The sequence below is a fragment of the Nocardia alba NBRC 108234 genome (genome assembly GCF_001612665.1).
GTDB lineage: Bacteria > Actinomycetota > Actinomycetes > Mycobacteriales > Mycobacteriaceae > Nocardia > Nocardia alba.
The window spans coordinates 81,301-97,372 of sequence record NZ_BDAX01000014.1; the positions used below are offsets into that span (position 1 = coordinate 81,301).

Below are 16,072 nucleotides of genomic sequence, written 5' to 3' on the forward strand. Positions count from 1 at the left end.
CAGCGATTCACCGCGCCGAACCGCGATGGCGGCCCGGTGCCCAGTGGCTCAATCGAGACCGGCGAACAGGTCGTGCTCGAATCCGTCGGCGCCCACCTGTCCACGCGCGCCACGCACCAGCGTGAAGTGTTCCTCGGGCAGCACCGGCAGCGCGATGTTGTTCGACAGGGCGAATTCCCGGCCACTCGGCGCGACGGTGACCTGGGTGGCGTGCGCGCGCATTGCGGCGCGCTTGGCCGAGACCGCGTCGGAGACGTCGACCACGGTGGTCACCCCGCTCGTGGACATGGCGGCCAGTTCGGCCTCGACCGGCAGCCGCCAGCCCTTGGGCAACGCGCCGGGCAGCTCGTCGACGGTGCGGCGAGCCAGCGCGGCGGTGTGCTGTCGCAGCAGGTCGCCGTCGGTGACGGTCCAGTAGAACTTGGGCACATCCCAGCCACGCTCGGCGGCGGCTGCGACGGCCGCGGTCGTGATCTCGTGCGCGCGGATGTGGTCGGGATGGCCGTAGCCGCCGCGCGGGTCGTAGGTGACGACAACCCGGGGACGTAGTTCGAGGATCACCGCCACGAGTGCGTCGACTGCGGCCTCGCCGGAATGCACGAACGCGCGTGGGTTCGCCGCCGACGGCGTGCCCGCCATGCCGGAATCACGCCAGCGACCGGGACCGCCGAGAAACCATGGCGCACCGGCGTCCAGGGCCGACAGCGCGGCGGTGAGTTCGGCGATGCGGTAACCGCCGAGCTGGTCGGCTTCGGTGGCGATCAGGCGTGACCACCGGTCGCCGATGACCTCGCCCTCCTCGCCGAGCGTGCAGGTCACCACGGTCACCGGAACGCCACGGCGACGGTAGTGCGCGATGGTCCCACCCGTGGTGAGGGTTTCGTCATCGGGATGCGCGTGCACCAGGAGCAGGCCGCCGGTCTCGGTCATGGGATCCTCCGCCACTGTGCCGTGTCACCGAAGATGCCTACCTGGATGGCTCCCGACAGCGAGACACCGTCTACGCGCGGCCCGGCCGCCGCGACGACGTTGTCCTGCACAATCGGCAACACGGTCGCCAGCTCCCACAGCCGGGGCTCGGCTTCGGCCAGGATCCGCGGCACCTCGAACCCGCGCAGGGCTTCGTCGATCGAGGGCTGCAGGGTGGGATCGCAGACGCCGCCGATATTGCTGGGCGCCTTGCGATACGCCTCGGCCGCGGCCAACGCGGGCCCCTCGGCACCGACCGGTTCGACGGGCGGACAGCCGTAGCGGGAGGCGAGCGCGGTGGCGGGATCCCCGCCCGCCAGTTCCCAGCCGACGATGGCGTCGATCGAGGAATCGGTGAGATCCTTGCCGTACAGCTCGTCGGCGGCCAGGCCGCGCACGGTGGCATCGATTCCGGCACTGCGCAATTGGTCGGCGGCGGTATTGGCGACGGCCAGCGCCGACGCGTCCTCGTTGACGGCGCCGATCCGCACCGACAGCCCCTTGCCGTTGCGCGCCACCGAGCGCGGCCGCGGCGCGGGCGAGGTGGGCGAGCCGGTCTGCGGTGTCTCCGGCGCGCGGCCGTAACCGGCCTCGGCCAGCAGGGCGAACGCCTCGTCGGCCGACATCCGCGGCGGCGCGGTGGGCACATACCCCGGACTCGACGGCGAAAGCACTTGAGCGCGTGCGGGTTCCACCCAACCGCCGGTCTGCGCGCCGACGGTCGCCAGCAGCGCCGGGTCGAGCAGCGCGAGCACCGCCTTGCGGACCCGGCCATCGGTGAGGTCGCCGGAGCGGCCGTTGAGCGCGAGTTGCAGTTCCCTGGCCTGCGGCATGATCGTGGTCCGCACCGACGGGATCGCGGCCAGTTGCGCCTGGGTCGCCACGCCGCCGTGCACGAGCGCCATCTGCGCGTCACCGGTGCGCAGCGATTCGGCCAGCTGCGAGGGCGTGCCGCCGCGCCGGAACTGGATCTGATCCGGAGACGCGGGCGTGCCCCAGAAACGGTCGTTGCGTTCGAGCAGGATCTCGTCGCGTCCACGGTCGACCGACTTGATGGTGAAATTGCCGCCGGAGACCGGGATCTTGTCGACCAGCCCGCTGGTGAACCCACCCGGTGAATCCTTCACCAGGTGCGAGGGCAACAGATTCGAGAACAGTTCACGCCAGGCCGGATAGGGCTGGGACATGGTGACGGTGACCGTCTTGCCGCCACCCGAGGACGCCACATCGGCGATGAGCCGGTAACCGGCGGGATCGACCACGCCGGGCTGGCTGATCATCTGCTGCCACAGAAACCGGAAGTCCTCGGCGGCGATCGGAGCGCCATCGGACCAGTTCGCCTGATTGCGCAGGATGTAGGTGATCGTGAACGGCTCCTGGGCCGTCACATCAGCCGAGACGATCAGCGAGGAATCGGGCAACCAATCGACCTGACCGGTATGCACGGGGCTCGGCGCGGCCCGGAACGGGCTCGGCAGCACCATCGAACTCACCGCACTGGTCACCGGCGACTGGTCCGAACGCAGATGCGGGTTGAACCCGATCCCGATGTCGTCGATCGCGACGACCACGGTGTTCTTCCCCGGCTTGACCTGGGTGGTCTTGGGCGAATCGGAGGACTCGATCGGCGGTGGCGGATTCGCCGTGCAACCGGCCACGACCGCCGTCGAGGCGATCATCGCCAGCACCATCACGCGCCACCTCGCGCGCCGCCCCGAACTCACCTTGCGCACTCTACTGTGTTTATGAGCGGCTGGCGCCGCTGGGTTGGGCCCTCGTAACCTCGGTCTTCCCTCCCTCCGGGTACTCCTTCGTCGCACCCTCCGGTCAGTCCGGACCGAGGCGGGCCCAACCCCTGGTGGGCGCTCGTAAACGCGAAGTGGGGCGGTGCCGTAGCACCGCCCCACTGTCGTCATCTATGGCTTAGTTCGCGGCGGCCTTGTCACGGGCCTTGCGACGCGACAGGTCGCGGGCACGCTCGTTGGCGCCGAGAACGACCTTGCGCACGCGAACCACCTCGGGGGTGACCTCGACGCACTCGTCCTCGGTGCAGAACTCCATCGCCAGCTCGAGGTCGAGCTGCAACGGCTTGGCCATGGTCTCGAAGGTGTCCGCGGTCGCGCTGCGCATGTTGGTCAGCTTCTTCTCGCGGGTCACGTTGATATCGAGATCCTCGGCGCGCGGGTTGATGCCGACGACCATGCCCTCGTAGGTGTCGGCGCCCGGCTCCACGAAGAACTGACCGCGGTCGGCCAGCTGGATCATCGCGAACGGGGTGACGCTGCCCGCGCGGTCCGACACCAGCGAACCGGTGTGGCGAGCGCGGATCTCACCGGCCCACGGGGCGTAACCGTGGGCGACGGCGTTGGCGATGCCGGTGCCGCGGGTCTCGGTGAGGAACACGGTGCGGAAGCCGATCAGGCCACGCGAGGGGACGATGAACTCCATGCGCACCCAGCCGGCGGCGTGGTTGCTCATCTGCACCATCTTGCCCTTGCGGGCGGCCAGCAGCTGGGTGATCGCGCCCAGGTACTCGTCGGGGCAGTCGATGGTCAGCTCTTCGAACGGCTCGTGGGTCTTGCCGTCGACCTGCTTGGTGACCACCTGCGGCTTGCCGACGGTGAGCTCGAAGCCTTCACGACGCATCTGCTCGACCAGGATGGCCAGCGCCAGCTCGCCACGACCCTGCACCTCCCAGGCGTCGGGACGGCCGATATCGAGCACGCGCAGCGACACGTTGCCGATGAGCTCGGAGTCCAGGCGCGACTTGACCATGCGGGCGGTGAGCTTGTGGCCCTGCACCCGGCCGACCAGCGGCGAGGTGTTGGTGCCGATGACCACCGAGATGGCCGGCTCGTCGACCGTGATGCGCGGCAGCGCGACCGGGTTCTCCGGATCGGCGAGGGTGTCGCCGATCATGATGTCGGGGATACCGGCGATGGCGACGATGTCGCCGGCCTCGGCGACCTCGCCGGGCTGACGCTCCACACCGATCGTCTGGAGCAGCTCGGTGATCTTGACCGTCTTGGCGCCGTCGGCGTTGATCCAGGTGACGTTCTGACCCTTGCGCAGCTCGCCCGCGTAGATGCGGACCAGGGCAAGACGGCCGAGGAACGCCGACGCGTCGAGGTTGGTGACGTGGGCCTGCAGCGGCGCGTCCTTGTTGCTCTTGGGCGCCGGGATGTAGTCCATCAGCACCTCGAACAGGGCGTCGAGGTTCTCGGCGTCGGGCGCGGAACCGTTCTCCGGCTCGACCTTCGACGCCTTGCCCTCACGGCCCGAGGCGTAGAGCACCGGCAGATCCAGCGCGAGCTCGGCGGCTTCGGCGGCCTCGTCGTCGAGGTCGGAGGCCAGGTCGAGCAGCAGGTCGTGCGACTCGGAGACGACCTCGGCGATGCGGGCGTCCGGCCGGTCGGTCTTGTTGACCACCAGGATCACCGGCAGCTTCGCCGCCAGCGCCTTGCGGAGCACGAAACGGGTCTGGGGCAGCGGGCCCTCGGACGCGTCGACGAGCAGCACGACACCGTCGACCATGGACAGGCCGCGCTCGACCTCACCACCGAAGTCGGCGTGGCCGGGGGTATCGATCACATTGATGACGGTGACGGAACCGTCGGGGTTATGGCGATGAACCGCGGTGTTCTTCGCGAGAATGGTGATGCCCTTCTCGCGCTCGAGGTCACCGGAGTCCATGACGCGGTCGACCAGTTCGGCTCGCTCGGCGAACGCGCCCGACTGACGAAGCATGGCGTCCACCAGCGTCGTCTTGCCGTGGTCGACGTGGGCCACGATGGCGACGTTGCGAAAATCGCGTGAAGACGACACGCCTCAATCCTCCTGCTGTTGATGTATTTGGCGCGCATTCATCTGGCATCGCGGCCTGTTACACAGTACCGGTTGCGCGGGGACACCCTCGTGTCAGGCTTTGTACTTAGGCTAGGCTAACTCGCATGGGCAAGGTGAAGGCGAAGAAGGTCTCGAGCCTCAAGCCGAAGAAAAAGTGCTGCAGGAAGAAGACGCGCTGCTTCAAATGCCCCGTCGTCATCATGCGAATGAAGAAGGCCGAGGCCGCCGGAACGAGCGGTAAAGATCTCAAAAAAGCACTGGAGCTGGCGCGCGCGAAGTAGCTGGAGGCGTACAAACGAGGTATGGGTACTCCGTTGCTTTCCGCTCCCGAGCTCACCATCGCCATGGCCACGTTGCCGCAGTGGTCGCGCGACGGTGACGCCATCACCCGCACCGTGCAGGCGCCGAGTTTCCTCGCCGGCATCGAGACGGTTCGCGAGGTCGCCGCGGCGGCCGAAGCGGCCGATCACCATCCCGATATCGATATCCGTTGGCGCACACTGCGTTTCACGCTGAGTACGCATTCGGCGGGCGGGCTCACCTCGCTCGATACGGCGATGGCGCACACCATCGACGGCCTCCTCGGCTGAGCCTCAGCTCGCGGGCACCTCGGCCGCGCGGCGGCCGGGCAGTCGCGCGCGCAACGAACCCCGACCGTGCCAGATCAGCCAGCCGAACAACACGAACACGCCGATCACATCGACCGCGCCGAGCCAGGCCAGCGGCCACGGGCGCGGGATGGTCCAGATCGTCGGCTGCGCGAACGAGAGCACCCACGGCACGCCGACCAGCATCGTCAGCACCCAGAACCCGGCGATGATCCGCGCGACCCGCTCGGCCCGCAGCGGCCCGTAGAGCAGCCACAGCGCGGTCGGGATCAACCACACCCAGTGGTGTGACCAGGAGATCGGCGAGATCATCAGCCCGAACAGCTGCACCAGCACCAGAGTGCCGAGCCGGTCATCGGGGCCGAGAGTGCGCCACGCGCAGAACGCCAGCACCGCCGTGACCACCACCGCGGCCAGCCACCACGGCCCGGACTGCACGTCGTAGCCGAGAATGCGGCTCAACGCCCCGCGCAACGACTGGTTCCACACCGAGCCCACCGGGCCGATCCGGTCGGCGTCGCCGAGCAGGGTGCCGAAATAGCGCTTCGCCTCGTGGGCATTGATGAGAAAACTCACAGCCACGGTCAGCCCGAAGGCCCCCGCCGACCACAGCACCGTCGCCCAGCGCCGCCGAGCCACGAAGTACAGGCCGGTGATGGCCGGGGTCAGCTTGATGCCCGCGATCACGCCGACGAGGGTGCCCGAGATCCACCAGCGCGCACTGCGCACGGCCAGCATCGCGCCGAGCACCAGGAACACGTTCACCTGGCCGTAGTCGATCGTGGTTCGCACCGGCTCCAGCCACACCCCGAGCGCGGTCCAGCCGACGGCCGCGGTGATCCACGGCGTCCGCCTCGCCTTCTCCGCGCCGAGGAGCAGTTCGAAACTGATCCGGATCACCCCGTAGAGCGCGGCGACCGTGGCCAGCATCCAGCCGACCGCCACCAGCGTGAACGGCAGGTAGTGCAGCGGGAAGAACACCAGCGCGGCGAACGGTGGATAGGTGAACGGCAGTGGGAAGTCCGGCGTCACCTCGGAGTAGGTGAAGTCGTAGAGCCGATCGGTGAGCAGCGAGGCCGAGCCGTCCACGTACACGTGCAGATCGACGACATTGAGCCCGTTCGGGGCGAAGAGCATCCAGGCCAGCCTGGCGAGCACGGACAGTCCGAGCAGCGCGAGTGCCCATCGGAGGTGTCGGTTCAAGGCCAGGCTTTCGGTCGGACGGGACATCGCGCGCCATTTCCCGGCGCTCCGCTACTTTAGCTGTGTTGATTTGCGGCTGGCGCCGCGGGTTTTCGGCCCTGGCGGGCCGAAAACCAGGGTGTGGCTGGCTTCAGGGGCGAAACCGCGACATAGCGCGCATCAGGGACAACGCTGTGGGTGGCGCGCGCATCAGCGACACCTAGGGTCACAGTTGCATCAACATCCCCAGGTGTCACACCGGTCAGGACTAGCGTCCATGAGTGTAGTTTCGGCCGGTGATCCGCTCTGGGCCCGGCGGCTGTACAACACGGCAGCGTTGTCCTTAGAGTGACCCCCGACATCTGGGCTCGACAACCCTCGCCCATCGCAAACCCGAGGTAAGGACGGCTAGACAGTGCTTCGTAGCCGAGGATCGCGGATCGCAACGACCGCTCTCGCCATCGTGGCAGGCGCCATGCTCGCCGCGCCTGCATCTATCGCCGCGCCCGCTCCCGCGCCACAGGCGGCGCCGATCAGCGTCCCGATGGTGCCGGAGGGCGTCCCAGTCGACGCGCTAGCCGCCTTCGCACCCGCCGTGGCTGGCCTGATCGCGGGCCCCGCCGACGTCGCGAGCCCGCAGACCGCCCTGCTCGATCAGGCGCGCGCGCTGCTGGCCACGCTGAACCTGCCGCCCGCCATCAAGGCCACCCTCGAGCGGATCATCACCTTCCTCGACGGCAGCGGCGGCGGCGGTCCCGAACTCCCGCAGGACGGCCCGGCCATCGCGCAGTTCCTGTACCCGACCATCGGCCAGGGCTGCATCGGTGACGGCGCCGACTCGGTCGGCACCGCGCTCGCGGTGGCCGGTCCGGCACAGCTGCCCCCGCCCGGCCCCGCCGCCGGACAGGCCGGTTTCGTGTTCACCGCGCTCGGCACCAAGGCCCCGACCGGCGAGCAGAACCCGCCGATGACGGTGCAGTGGCTCAACATCGACACCCGACAGTCCGCCACCCAGACGCTGACCGACGAGGCCAAGATCAACCCCGGCGGTCCGGCCACCCTGTCGGCCATCGCGAACACCGGCAACGGCCGCGTCGTCGCGGTGATCTCGGGCTCGCTCACCACCGCCGCCGAGGGCGCCGCACCGCGCACCTGCACGTTCATGCCGACCCTGGGCTTCTTCACCGTCTGAGTTCAGTTCCCCTGCCTCCCCGCGACTCCAGGCCAGACCTGGGGTGCGGGGAGGTTTGCGTTGACGGCCGGCCCGTACTCGCGGGGTTCCCGCCGGTGCGGCGGTGTGGTAGACCGGGATCCATGGCGACCACGTACGGCCCTTCCCGCAATATTCGGTCGGTTCGGAGCAGCCGCTCGATTCTGTCCTATCGGTCCGAGGGGTCGATTCTCTCGATCGGATCGGCCTATTCGGTGCTCTCGATCGGCAGTGTCGGGTCGGTGCTGTCCATCGGCTCGATCGGGTCGTTCGGGTCCGCGATCTCGTCGCTGTCGTTCGCCAGTATCGGGTCGGCGCTGTCAGGTCTGTCCCGGTGGTCGCTGCTGTCGTGGCTCGGCGACCACGCCACGCCCGACAGCCGGACGGCCCTGTCGGTGATGCCCGACGACGAACCGGACCTGCGGCACGGGTCGACCTGCCACTGCCAGACCTAACTCACCACTGGCCGTAATCCTCGGCCAATACCCGATTCAGGTCCACGCCGATTCCGTCGATCGAGCGCTTGTCGATCTCGAATTGGTGCAGGTGCGCGCTGTCGTGCACGAATCCGCGCGCGGTACCCCAATTGTGTTGCCAGAACCAGGAACCCAGGCCCGCGTCGAGCGCGCGGTCGATGGTCGGCGCGTTGGCGTAGATGCCGACGAGTTCGGCGCCGAGCACCGACTGCCAGCCCTCGATGTAGGGCGCGATCATCTCCTCGAAATCCTCGTCCGAGGGATTGTCGTCGATGGAGGCGTAGATCGGCGCGGTATCGGGTCCACCTGCGGCGGCGTGAATGGCCCAGCCGCGTTCGGCGTGTTCCTTGCCCGCTTCGAGGCCACCGCGCCAGTCGGCCGTCGGGCCCTTGCCGAACTGGTAGTTCGACACGATCGACAGGCCGTGGTTCCACAGATCCTCGACCTCGGCGGCGAGCAGCGGTTTGCCTTCCATCCACTCCGCGCCGGGCCTGCGCTCGGAGACATAACGGATAACGCCGATATGACCTTCGGCCGCGATCGACTCGGCGGAGGGGACCCCCGCGGCATAGTCGACCATGGTGCCGAAGGAGTAGGCGCGGGCCGGTGCGGCGGCGAGGCCGGCACCGATCGTGGCCGCGGCGGCGGCGACGCCGAAGAACTTTCGCCTGGTCACCGGAACAGAACGCATCGCAGGACTCCTTCGCGCAACCCGAATTCAACCGGTAAGCGAGCCCGGCGCGCCTTCCCCGAATCTCGCGCCGGGAGTCTGGAACGTGCGTCTCATTGCACCACAAAACCCAGGGGAACCACTGGAACCAACGGCAACATTCGCCCCGCGAGTCACACCAGTATCAGGCCGCACCGTCGATCGCGGCGCCCACATCGATGGTGCGGCCGGTCGGATCGGCCAGCTCGGTGCTGACCACCGCGGCGACCTGCGCCACGATCTGCTTCTTGATTCCGGCCAGTCGGGCCAGGGTCGCCGCGCGCAGACCTTTCGCGGTGAATTCCATCGAGATGTCCTCGAGCGCGGGCGGCGGGACCTCGATCACGATCTGGAGCGGTTCGGCGGCCCGTGCCGTGAGCACGAGCGGGATCTCCAGATCGGCACGGTAGTGGTTGGCTTTGAGCACGTCGACGGTGATGTCGAGTCCCACCGGCAGCGTCATATCGAAGATCCGCAGGTCACCCGGCTCGCCCAGGCCGCGATCGATCACCCGTGGCTGCTCGATCGCGCCGCGCACGGTGACCGTGGCCGCGCCGCGCGGACCCTCCGACAGCGGCCCCACCTTGATCTCGCTACCGGCCAGCTGGCCGACGACGCCGTGCACGCGGTCTCTGGTGATGATGGCGGTGAAGAAACGCAGACCGAATTCGCGGTAGTCGATCCAGTCGAAGACGGTGTCGTTGCGATGCGGTGAGCGGTAGCCGTCCAGGATCGCCTCGATGTCGAAGACCCGCTCCGACCGAACCTTCGGATCGCCGACGATGGCGTTGACCCGGTTGGCGACCTCGCGCTGCACCAGACCCGCGATCGGGTCGAGCAGCATCTCCCACGCACTGTCGATGGCCTCGGCACGCAAGGTGAAGCTGACGTCCCTGGCCGTCACCGGGGCGACATCGATCACCACCAGCAGCGGAGCGGCGGTCCGGGCGTGCAGCGTGAGCCCGATCTCCACCACGGCGGCCAGTCGGAGCTTGCGGCCACCGAGGACCACATTCACGGCCAGGGTCAGCGGGATTCGCACACCGAAGCTCAGCGCGTCGCCGGGTGTGCGGGTGACCACGGCGGTGCCGAGCGTGCCTTCGGCGACGAAACCGGCCAGTCCGGCGGGCCCCAGCGAGAACGGCCCGATCTGCACGCCACGCCCGGTCATCCCCGACACCGCGGCGGCGATGCGCTGCTCGGTCACCGCGTAAGTGACGAACCGTTCGCCGAAATCGGCGTACTCGATCCAGATCGGGTCATGACGTGGCTTTTCGTCCACCTTCACACGCACATCGAATACGGTACGTGACGTCGGCGAACCCGCGACTGGTGGCACAACTCCCCCGTCCTGCCGATGAGGGGGAAGCAGGACGGAGGAGCGGCAACGGCGCTGCCGGGCGCCGCGAGTTCCATGGTACGGGTTTCGGCGTGGTACCGCCGTCCAGGATCATCGCAGTTGTCTTGAGCGACAATTGATTTCAGAATCGCCCATAACCGACCAGATCGGCGGTTTCGGCCGGGGTGATCGTGCGCACCCGAACTCCGCCCATCTCGTTGCCGCCGATGGTGGTGATCGTATCGCCCTCGGCCTTCAGCACGATGTTGGTGTGCTGGCCGAGCGGACTGTCGGGACCGTAGAGCACCACGTCACCGGTGCGTGGGCGGTACCCGAGGTCGGCGCGGGTGAACCGGCCGACCTGCTCGTAGTACTCCTGCAGCGTGTACACCCCGGGGATGCGCCAGGAACCGGAATTCGGGTTGGCCAGCGGCCTGCCCGCCTCGCGCATCGTCCAGCTCACGAAGTCGGCGCACCACTCTTCCCGCACGCCCTCGGCGTACTTCGGCCCGTCGCCGGGCTGCTGGTATTCGCGGCGCAACACTTCGACGAGCACGATCTGCTGCTCGTCGAGCCGCTCGCTGTCGAGCGCGGGGAACTGATCGCCCCAATCGTGCTGCCACCACACCAGTCCGACGGCGACGACCGTCGCGGCCGCCAGCATTCCGGAGATTCCGACGATCCAGGACATGCGTAGTCCAGGTCGTTCGGTTCGAATCTGGGTCATCGCCCCCCGCTCTCGTTCATCCCTATCGAACTATTGGACGAATCACGAGCGCGTTCGGTTCCCGATCCCCGGTGTTTTCCGGAGCGGACGGGCGAGCACCGGATGGACCCCTGCGCCACCCGGGTATCACCACGGCAATCGCTCTCGGCGCGCACACCCCAGGTGCGCGCCGTCCCCTCCGGCGATATTCGTCCGCACGGAGGTGGAATCGAACACTATCCGCTCCGGAACACACGGTCCCGACCAGCGTTGCACCGATAATCGGCCGATGCGCTTCGGTCGGACGGCCACGCGCTGTCCCGCCCGGCTGTGATGAGTTTCGCGAAACTCATCACCCACGGTCAAGCTAGACGACTGTCCCAATTTGTCCCACCGCTGTCGAAAGAGGTCTACCGCGTGGAGAACCCGCATCCGCCGATCGCGCGCTACCTGCGTGAACGCCGCGAGTCGGCAGGGCTGACCCGTGCCGCGCTCAGCACCGTCGCGGGGATCTCCCCCGGCCTCATCCAGAAGATCGAACAGGGCACGCGCACACCGACATTGGAAGCCCTCACCGCGCTGTTCGACGCACTGGAAGTGCCCGACCTGTTTCGCGACCACCTCGTCGCCCTCTCGCTGTCGGATCGCTACGACAGTTCGGCCCCCGAGCCGACCTTCGAGGTGCCCGCCGTCGACCGCGTCCTGCTCGACGCGATCGCTCACCCCGCCAGCCTGCAGGACTACTCGACCTTCGACATCCTGGCCGCGAACGCGGCGTGGATACGCTTCTTCCCCGGGCTCGTGCCCGGCACGACCCTGCTCGAATGGATGTTGCTCGATCCGCGGGCACGTACCGCGATGATCGACTGGCACCTACAGGTCCACCTGATCGTCTACGGCTTTCGGGTGATGAGCCCCGGCGTCGTGCCGCAGAAACGCATCGACGAACTCATCGCGGCCTGCTCGCGAGCGCCGGAATGGGACGAGTTCTGGACCACCGAACCGATCGCGCCGACCCACCTCGACCTCCCGGTGCAGCGAATCCGCGAGCCGGACACGGGCACGGTACTGACGATGGTCATGCACGCCCTCGAACCGATGATCCCTCGCCGGGACTGGGCCCTTGTCGCGTTCTGCCCGGTGCCGGAGCAGAGTCAGTCGCGCTGACGCATCGGGATGCACAGGGTCAGGGCCAGCGCGACGAGCGCACCCGCCATCGCGATGAAGAACGCGGTGTGAAAAGCCGCGCGGGTGGGCACCATGTGCGGGCCGAGGTGCATGGTCATGTGCGCGAGCACCACGCCCATCACCGCCGCCGAGGTCGATGTGCCGATGGAACGCATCAGCGAGTTGAGGCCGTTGGCGGCTCCGGTCTCACTCAGCGGCACCGCACCCATGATCAGCGCGGGCATCGCGGCGAACGCCAGGCCGACGCCACCGGAGACGATGACCGCCGACAGGACGACCTGCCAGACGGTGTCCATCATCATGACCGCGCACAGATACCCGACGGCGATCACGGCCGAGCCGAGCGCCAGCGTGACCTTCGGCCCCTTCTTCGCCGACAGCCGCGCCGACACCGGCGAGAGCAGCATCATCACCAGACCGGTCGGCGCCATCGCCAGACCCGCGACCACCATCGACAGACCGAAGCCGTAGCCGGTCTGCTCGGGAGCCATGAGCAGCTGCGGGAACGTCAGCGACATCCCGTAGAGCGAGAACCCGACCGCGATCGAGGCCATATTGGTGAACAGCACGCGCGGGCGAGCCGAGACCCGCAGGTCCACGAGCGGCGCGGTGCGGCGCAGCTCATAGACGCCCCAGCCGAGGAAACTCACCAGCGACAGACCGAACAGCGCGAGGATCGAGCCGCTGGCCCAGCCCCAGTCGGCGCCCTTGGTGATGCCGATGAGCAATGTGAGCAGGGCGATCGAGAGCCCGATCGCACCGCCGAAGTCGAAGCGCGCCGGTGTCCGCACCGGCGATTCCGGCACGAACACGAAAACCAGCACCGCGCAGACCACGCCGAGTCCGGCCGCGGTCCAGAACAGCATGTGCCAGTTCGCGTTCTGCGCGATCAGCGCCGAGAACGGCAGGCCGACCGCGCCGCCGACGCCGAGGGTCGCGCTCATCACGGCCATCGCGCCGCCGACCTTCGCGGGCGGGAGTTCATCGCGCATGATGCTGATCCCCAGCGGGATCGCACCGACGGCGATGCCCTGCAGCGAACGGCCGATCACCTCGGGCAGCAGCGAACTCCCGCTCGCGCAGATCACCGAGCCGAGGATCATGAAGCCGAGATTGGCGACCAGGATGCGTCGCTTGCCGAACATGTCGCCCAGTCGTCCGGCGATCGGCGTCGAGACCGCGCCGGCCAGCAGGGTGGCGGTGACCACCCAGGAGGCGTTGGACGCCGAGGTGTTCAGCAGGCTCGGCAGCGACGGAATGATCGGGATGACCAGCGTCTGCATGAGCGAGACGACGATGCCGACCGTACTGAGCACCGCGATGAGCACGGCCGGGGCCGGGCGGCGGGCTTCGGGCAGGGCCGGTGAGACCTCGGCAGCGACAGACACAAATATGCACGCTACACAGCATGTGCATCATGAACAATTTGATCCGGAGTGATCCACCCGACATAGTTGTCAGATGTCCGATTCCGGCCCCGTCGACGACACCCCGTTCGCCCGCCTGGTGTTCGAGCTGAACCTGATCTCGCGGCACTTCCCCACGACTACCCGCCGACGCCCCGGTTTCCTGCTCGACCGCTCGGCGTTCCTCATCCTGACCCGGCTCGACCTCGGCGAACCGCTGAGCCTGCGCGAGCTGTCGGAGTCGTTCCAGCTCGATATCTCCACCATCAACCGCCAGGTCGGCGCGATGCTGAAACACGAACTGGTACAACGGGTTCCCGATCCCGATGGTGGCGTCGCCCGCAAGATCGAGACCACCGCCGAGGGCAGAGCGGCGCTCGAAGCCGATCGACGCCACCGCAGCAGCGATATCGGCAAGGTGGTCGCCGACTGGGACGCCGACGATGTCACCGAGCTCAGCAGGCTGATGCGCAAGTTCAATCGGTCGGTGGAACAGCTGGAGCAGAACCCGTGGCCGAGGCCGCCGCACAGCGATAGCTGAGCGCTAAGCTGCGCGGCGTGGTCACTCACCGGTCTACCCGCCCGAGTCGGCTTTCCTGGGACAACTACTTCGTCGGCGTCGGCGGACTGGTTCTCGGCCTGTGTTTCGGCGTTTGCGCGGCGCTGATCGCCGGGCCCGGACACAATCTCGCGGCGATCGCCCTCGTCGCGCTCGCCGTGGTCTGTGTCCTACCCGCGCTGCTGCGCGCCCTCGGCGAACTCGGCGTGTGGGCGCGGCTGGCGATCCTGCTGATCGGCTTCGCCCTGCTGCTGCCCGCGATCGCGCTCAGCGGCGAGGTGCGCGACTGGGCCGCTGAGCGCTGGGAAAAAGCCTGGAACTAGCTGTTGCGCATCGGGACCGAGAGCAACAGGTGCAGGGTGTTGCTGATGAACTGCGCCGTCTGCCAGCTGTAATAGGAGGCGACTGCCGGATCGATCGTCCCGGCCGCGGCCACCGACCCCGTGGCCAAAGCCGCCGAACCGGATGCCGAGCCCGAACCAGGAAGTGCCGCAGCGGTTCCCGCCGAGCCGAGCAGTCCGATCAGCACCGTCACTCCCACCACAGCGACTCGAACGGCAGACGGCTTGGACGTTTCACGACCGGACAACATCAGATAGATCCCACTCTGTCGAAAAAATTGTGAATGCCCAGTATTCACACCAGAACTCACCGCCGAACCTGATTCGCCGGGATTGCCCCGATCTTCGGTTCGCGCGGTGAGTTCGTCGGTATGCCCGACCCCTGCTTTATGGTGCGCCACAGCAGGTGGACGCGCTAGACCACGATTATCGGGGCATTCCCGGACGGACCGGTCGGATTCGGCCGAAAACCAGCTTCGTCGGCCGCTATCGCCTCGACCACCGACGAGCGGGCGCCACGACCGCCTCCTCGCGCTCCCGCGCCGCCGCGGCCAGATCCGCACTGCGTTCCCGAGCCGTATCGACCAGATAGGTGCCGCGTTCGCGCGCCGCCTCGGCCAGCTCGGGCCCCTTCTCCTTGGCGACGTCGGCGAGCTGCGCACCGCGAGAGCGCACCGCCTCGGCCACCTCCGGACCACGATCCTTGGCCACCTCCACCAGCTGCGCACCACGGGTCCGCGCCGCCTCGGCCACCTCCGGACCACGATCCTTGGCGACGTCGGCGAGCTGCGCACCGCGAGAGCGCACCGCCTCGGCCACCTCCGGGCCCCGATCCTTGGCCACTTCCACCAGTTGCGCGCTGCGGCTGCGCACCACGTCGGCCAGCTGCGGCCCGCGTTCCCTGGCTATCTCGGCCAGCGCGCTGCCACGCTCGTTCGCGACCTCCGCCAGATGTGTCCCCTGTTCGTGGGCGACCTCGGCGAGCTGCGCGCCACGAACCTTTGCCGCCGCGAGGCGCGATTCCTCACGTGAGAGTGCCTTGCGCGCGCGCCAGCCCAGCGACGGCTTGCCCTCGGTATCGGATGCCGCGATCAGCAAACCGCCGAGCAATCCGAGATCCTTCAGGAACCCCACCCGTTTGGCGGCCCGGCGATCGGGGTCGTTCTCGGCCCAGAAGTCCTGTTCGGTGACAGTTCCCGGCACGACGGTCGCGGCGAGCACGAACGCCGCGGGCCGCGGCGCGCGTCCGCTGGCCAGCAACAACCCGCCGAGCACCTGCGCCGCGGAGTTGACGCGCACGAATTGACTCGGATCGTCGGGCACCCGTGCGGCCAGCGACTCCGGCAGACCACTGCGGCCCTTCTCGGCCAGTGCGTTCGCGGCGGCGGCGCGTGGCTTCTGATTCATCAACCCGTTCACTCCGGCGGCCACGAATGTGGTCCCCAGCAGTGCGCGAGCAATGCGTCGAACAGGCTTGATCGGCATCGTCGATCCCTTCGTGTCTACGACCTGGGAAAACGGCTCCCTCCTATT

Annotated in this window: 17 protein-coding genes; 7 read left to right on the forward strand and 10 right to left on the reverse strand. The window is 68.1% G+C overall.

Annotated elements, in window-relative coordinates; translation table 11 throughout:
• Positions 1-48: 48 nt before the first annotated feature.
• From mshB to typA, 3 genes are all read right to left on the reverse strand, one after another.
• Positions 49-930, reverse strand: coding sequence for an N-acetyl-1-D-myo-inositol-2-amino-2-deoxy-alpha-D-glucopyranoside deacetylase (gene mshB / locus NA12_RS16335; RefSeq protein WP_067451689.1), 882 nt, complete (start codon positions 928-930; stop codon positions 49-51).
• Positions 927-2,660, reverse strand: coding sequence for an ABC transporter family substrate-binding protein (locus tag NA12_RS16340; protein WP_067451213.1), 1,734 nt, complete (start codon positions 2,658-2,660; stop codon positions 927-929). The genes mshB and NA12_RS16340 overlap by 4 nt, the downstream gene beginning before the upstream one ends.
• 232 nt (positions 2,661-2,892) lie before the next feature.
• Positions 2,893-4,794 (reverse strand): translational GTPase TypA, encoded by a 1,902-nt coding sequence (gene typA, locus NA12_RS16345; RefSeq protein ID WP_067451216.1) that lies wholly within the window; start codon positions 4,792-4,794, stop codon positions 2,893-2,895.
• Positions 4,795-4,919: 125 nt separating this feature from the next.
• Between typA and NA12_RS34150 the strand changes: the two genes are divergently transcribed.
• Together NA12_RS34150 and NA12_RS16355 are read left to right on the forward strand one after the other, a co-directional pair.
• The gene (locus tag NA12_RS34150; protein ID WP_165914753.1) at positions 4,920-5,096 is read left to right on the forward strand and encodes a hypothetical protein; all 177 of its coding nucleotides are present in this window, start codon (positions 4,920-4,922) and stop codon (positions 5,094-5,096) included.
• Positions 5,097-5,117: 21 nt separating this feature from the next.
• The gene (locus NA12_RS16355; protein ID WP_067451222.1) at positions 5,118-5,405 is read left to right on the forward strand and encodes a 4a-hydroxytetrahydrobiopterin dehydratase; all 288 of its coding nucleotides are present in this window, start codon (positions 5,118-5,120) and stop codon (positions 5,403-5,405) included.
• Between the two features lie 3 nt (positions 5,406-5,408).
• Here the strand turns inward: NA12_RS16355 and NA12_RS16360 are convergent, their stop codons facing one another.
• Positions 5,409-6,653, reverse strand: coding sequence for a mannosyltransferase (locus NA12_RS16360; RefSeq protein WP_067451225.1), 1,245 nt, complete (start codon positions 6,651-6,653; stop codon positions 5,409-5,411).
• 367 nt (positions 6,654-7,020) lie between these two features.
• On the opposite strand from NA12_RS16360, the gene NA12_RS16365 reads away from it, so the two are divergent.
• Both NA12_RS16365 and NA12_RS16370 read left to right on the forward strand, forming a co-directional pair.
• The gene (locus tag NA12_RS16365) at positions 7,021-7,797 is read left to right on the forward strand and encodes an Rv1157c family protein (RefSeq protein WP_067451228.1); all 777 of its coding nucleotides are present in this window, start codon (positions 7,021-7,023) and stop codon (positions 7,795-7,797) included.
• A gap of 122 nt (positions 7,798-7,919) precedes the next feature.
• A complete protein-coding gene (locus NA12_RS16370; RefSeq protein ID WP_067451231.1) occupies positions 7,920-8,270 on the forward strand; it encodes a hypothetical protein in 351 nt (116 codons plus the stop codon).
• Position 8,271: 1 nt separating this feature from the next.
• Here the strand turns inward: NA12_RS16370 and NA12_RS16375 are convergent, their stop codons facing one another.
• The 3 genes from NA12_RS16375 to NA12_RS16385 all read right to left on the reverse strand — a co-directional run bounded on the left by NA12_RS16375 (position 8,272) and on the right by NA12_RS16385 (position 11,030).
• Positions 8,272-8,982, reverse strand: a complete 711-nt coding sequence (locus NA12_RS16375; protein WP_067451235.1) for a DUF1906 domain-containing protein — start codon at positions 8,980-8,982, stop codon at positions 8,272-8,274.
• Between the two features lie 163 nt (positions 8,983-9,145).
• Entirely contained in the window at positions 9,146-10,294 is a 1,149-nt protein-coding gene (locus NA12_RS16380; RefSeq protein WP_243654719.1) for a hypothetical protein, read from the reverse strand.
• 187 nt (positions 10,295-10,481) lie between these two features.
• The gene (locus NA12_RS16385; RefSeq protein ID WP_255284088.1) at positions 10,482-11,030 is read right to left on the reverse strand and encodes a CHAP domain-containing protein; all 549 of its coding nucleotides are present in this window, start codon (positions 11,028-11,030) and stop codon (positions 10,482-10,484) included.
• 432 nt (positions 11,031-11,462) lie between these two features.
• Between NA12_RS16385 and NA12_RS16390 the strand changes: the two genes are divergently transcribed.
• Positions 11,463-12,212, forward strand: a complete 750-nt coding sequence (locus NA12_RS16390) for a helix-turn-helix domain-containing protein (RefSeq protein ID WP_084472814.1) — start codon at positions 11,463-11,465, stop codon at positions 12,210-12,212.
• On the opposite strand, the gene NA12_RS16395 is transcribed toward NA12_RS16390, so the two are convergent.
• Complete coding sequence (locus NA12_RS16395; protein WP_067451241.1) at positions 12,200-13,621, reverse strand: MFS transporter; 1,422 nt, start codon at positions 13,619-13,621, stop codon at positions 12,200-12,202. The genes NA12_RS16390 and NA12_RS16395 overlap by 13 nt on opposite strands.
• Positions 13,622-13,694: 73 nt before the next feature.
• On the opposite strand from NA12_RS16395, the gene NA12_RS16400 reads away from it, so the two are divergent.
• Positions 13,695-14,180, forward strand: coding sequence for a MarR family winged helix-turn-helix transcriptional regulator (locus tag NA12_RS16400; RefSeq protein WP_067451243.1), 486 nt, complete (start codon positions 13,695-13,697; stop codon positions 14,178-14,180).
• A 17-nt stretch (positions 14,181-14,197) separates the two neighbouring features.
• A complete protein-coding gene (locus NA12_RS16405; RefSeq protein ID WP_067451246.1) occupies positions 14,198-14,521 on the forward strand; it encodes a hypothetical protein in 324 nt (107 codons plus the stop codon).
• On the opposite strand, the gene NA12_RS16410 is transcribed toward NA12_RS16405, so the two are convergent.
• Positions 14,518-14,739, reverse strand: coding sequence for a hypothetical protein (locus tag NA12_RS16410; protein ID WP_169810413.1), 222 nt, complete (start codon positions 14,737-14,739; stop codon positions 14,518-14,520). The two genes, NA12_RS16405 and NA12_RS16410, sit on opposite strands and share 4 nt — an antisense overlap.
• Positions 14,740-15,025: 286 nt before the next feature.
• Positions 15,026-16,024 (reverse strand): DoxX family protein, encoded by a 999-nt coding sequence (locus NA12_RS16415; RefSeq protein WP_067451252.1) that lies wholly within the window; start codon positions 16,022-16,024, stop codon positions 15,026-15,028.
• Positions 16,025-16,072: the final 48 nt, after the last annotated feature.

What these genes read in the sequence shown, in the direction of transcription:
- mshB (WP_067451689.1), bottom strand. Translation starts at nt 930, where the DNA reads ATGACCGAGACCGGCGGCCTGCTCCTGGTGCACGCGCATCCCGATGAC.
- NA12_RS16340 (WP_067451213.1), bottom strand. Translation starts at nt 2,660, where the DNA reads ATGGTGCTGGCGATGATCGCCTCGACGGCGGTCGTGGCCGGTTGCACG.
- NA12_RS34150 (WP_165914753.1), top strand. Translation starts at nt 4,920, where the DNA reads ATGGGCAAGGTGAAGGCGAAGAAGGTCTCGAGCCTCAAGCCGAAGAAA.
- NA12_RS16355 (WP_067451222.1), top strand. Translation starts at nt 5,118, where the DNA reads ATGGGTACTCCGTTGCTTTCCGCTCCCGAGCTCACCATCGCCATGGCC.
- NA12_RS16360 (WP_067451225.1), bottom strand. Translation starts at nt 6,653, where the DNA reads ATGTCCCGTCCGACCGAAAGCCTGGCCTTGAACCGACACCTCCGATGG.
- NA12_RS16370 (WP_067451231.1), top strand. Translation starts at nt 7,920, where the DNA reads ATGGCGACCACGTACGGCCCTTCCCGCAATATTCGGTCGGTTCGGAGC.
- NA12_RS16375 (WP_067451235.1), bottom strand. Translation starts at nt 8,982, where the DNA reads ATGCGTTCTGTTCCGGTGACCAGGCGAAAGTTCTTCGGCGTCGCCGCC.
- NA12_RS16385 (WP_255284088.1), bottom strand. Translation starts at nt 11,030, where the DNA reads ATGTCCTGGATCGTCGGAATCTCCGGAATGCTGGCGGCCGCGACGGTC.
- NA12_RS16400 (WP_067451243.1), top strand. Translation starts at nt 13,695, where the DNA reads ATGTCCGATTCCGGCCCCGTCGACGACACCCCGTTCGCCCGCCTGGTG.
- NA12_RS16415 (WP_067451252.1), bottom strand. Translation starts at nt 16,024, where the DNA reads ATGCCGATCAAGCCTGTTCGACGCATTGCTCGCGCACTGCTGGGGACC.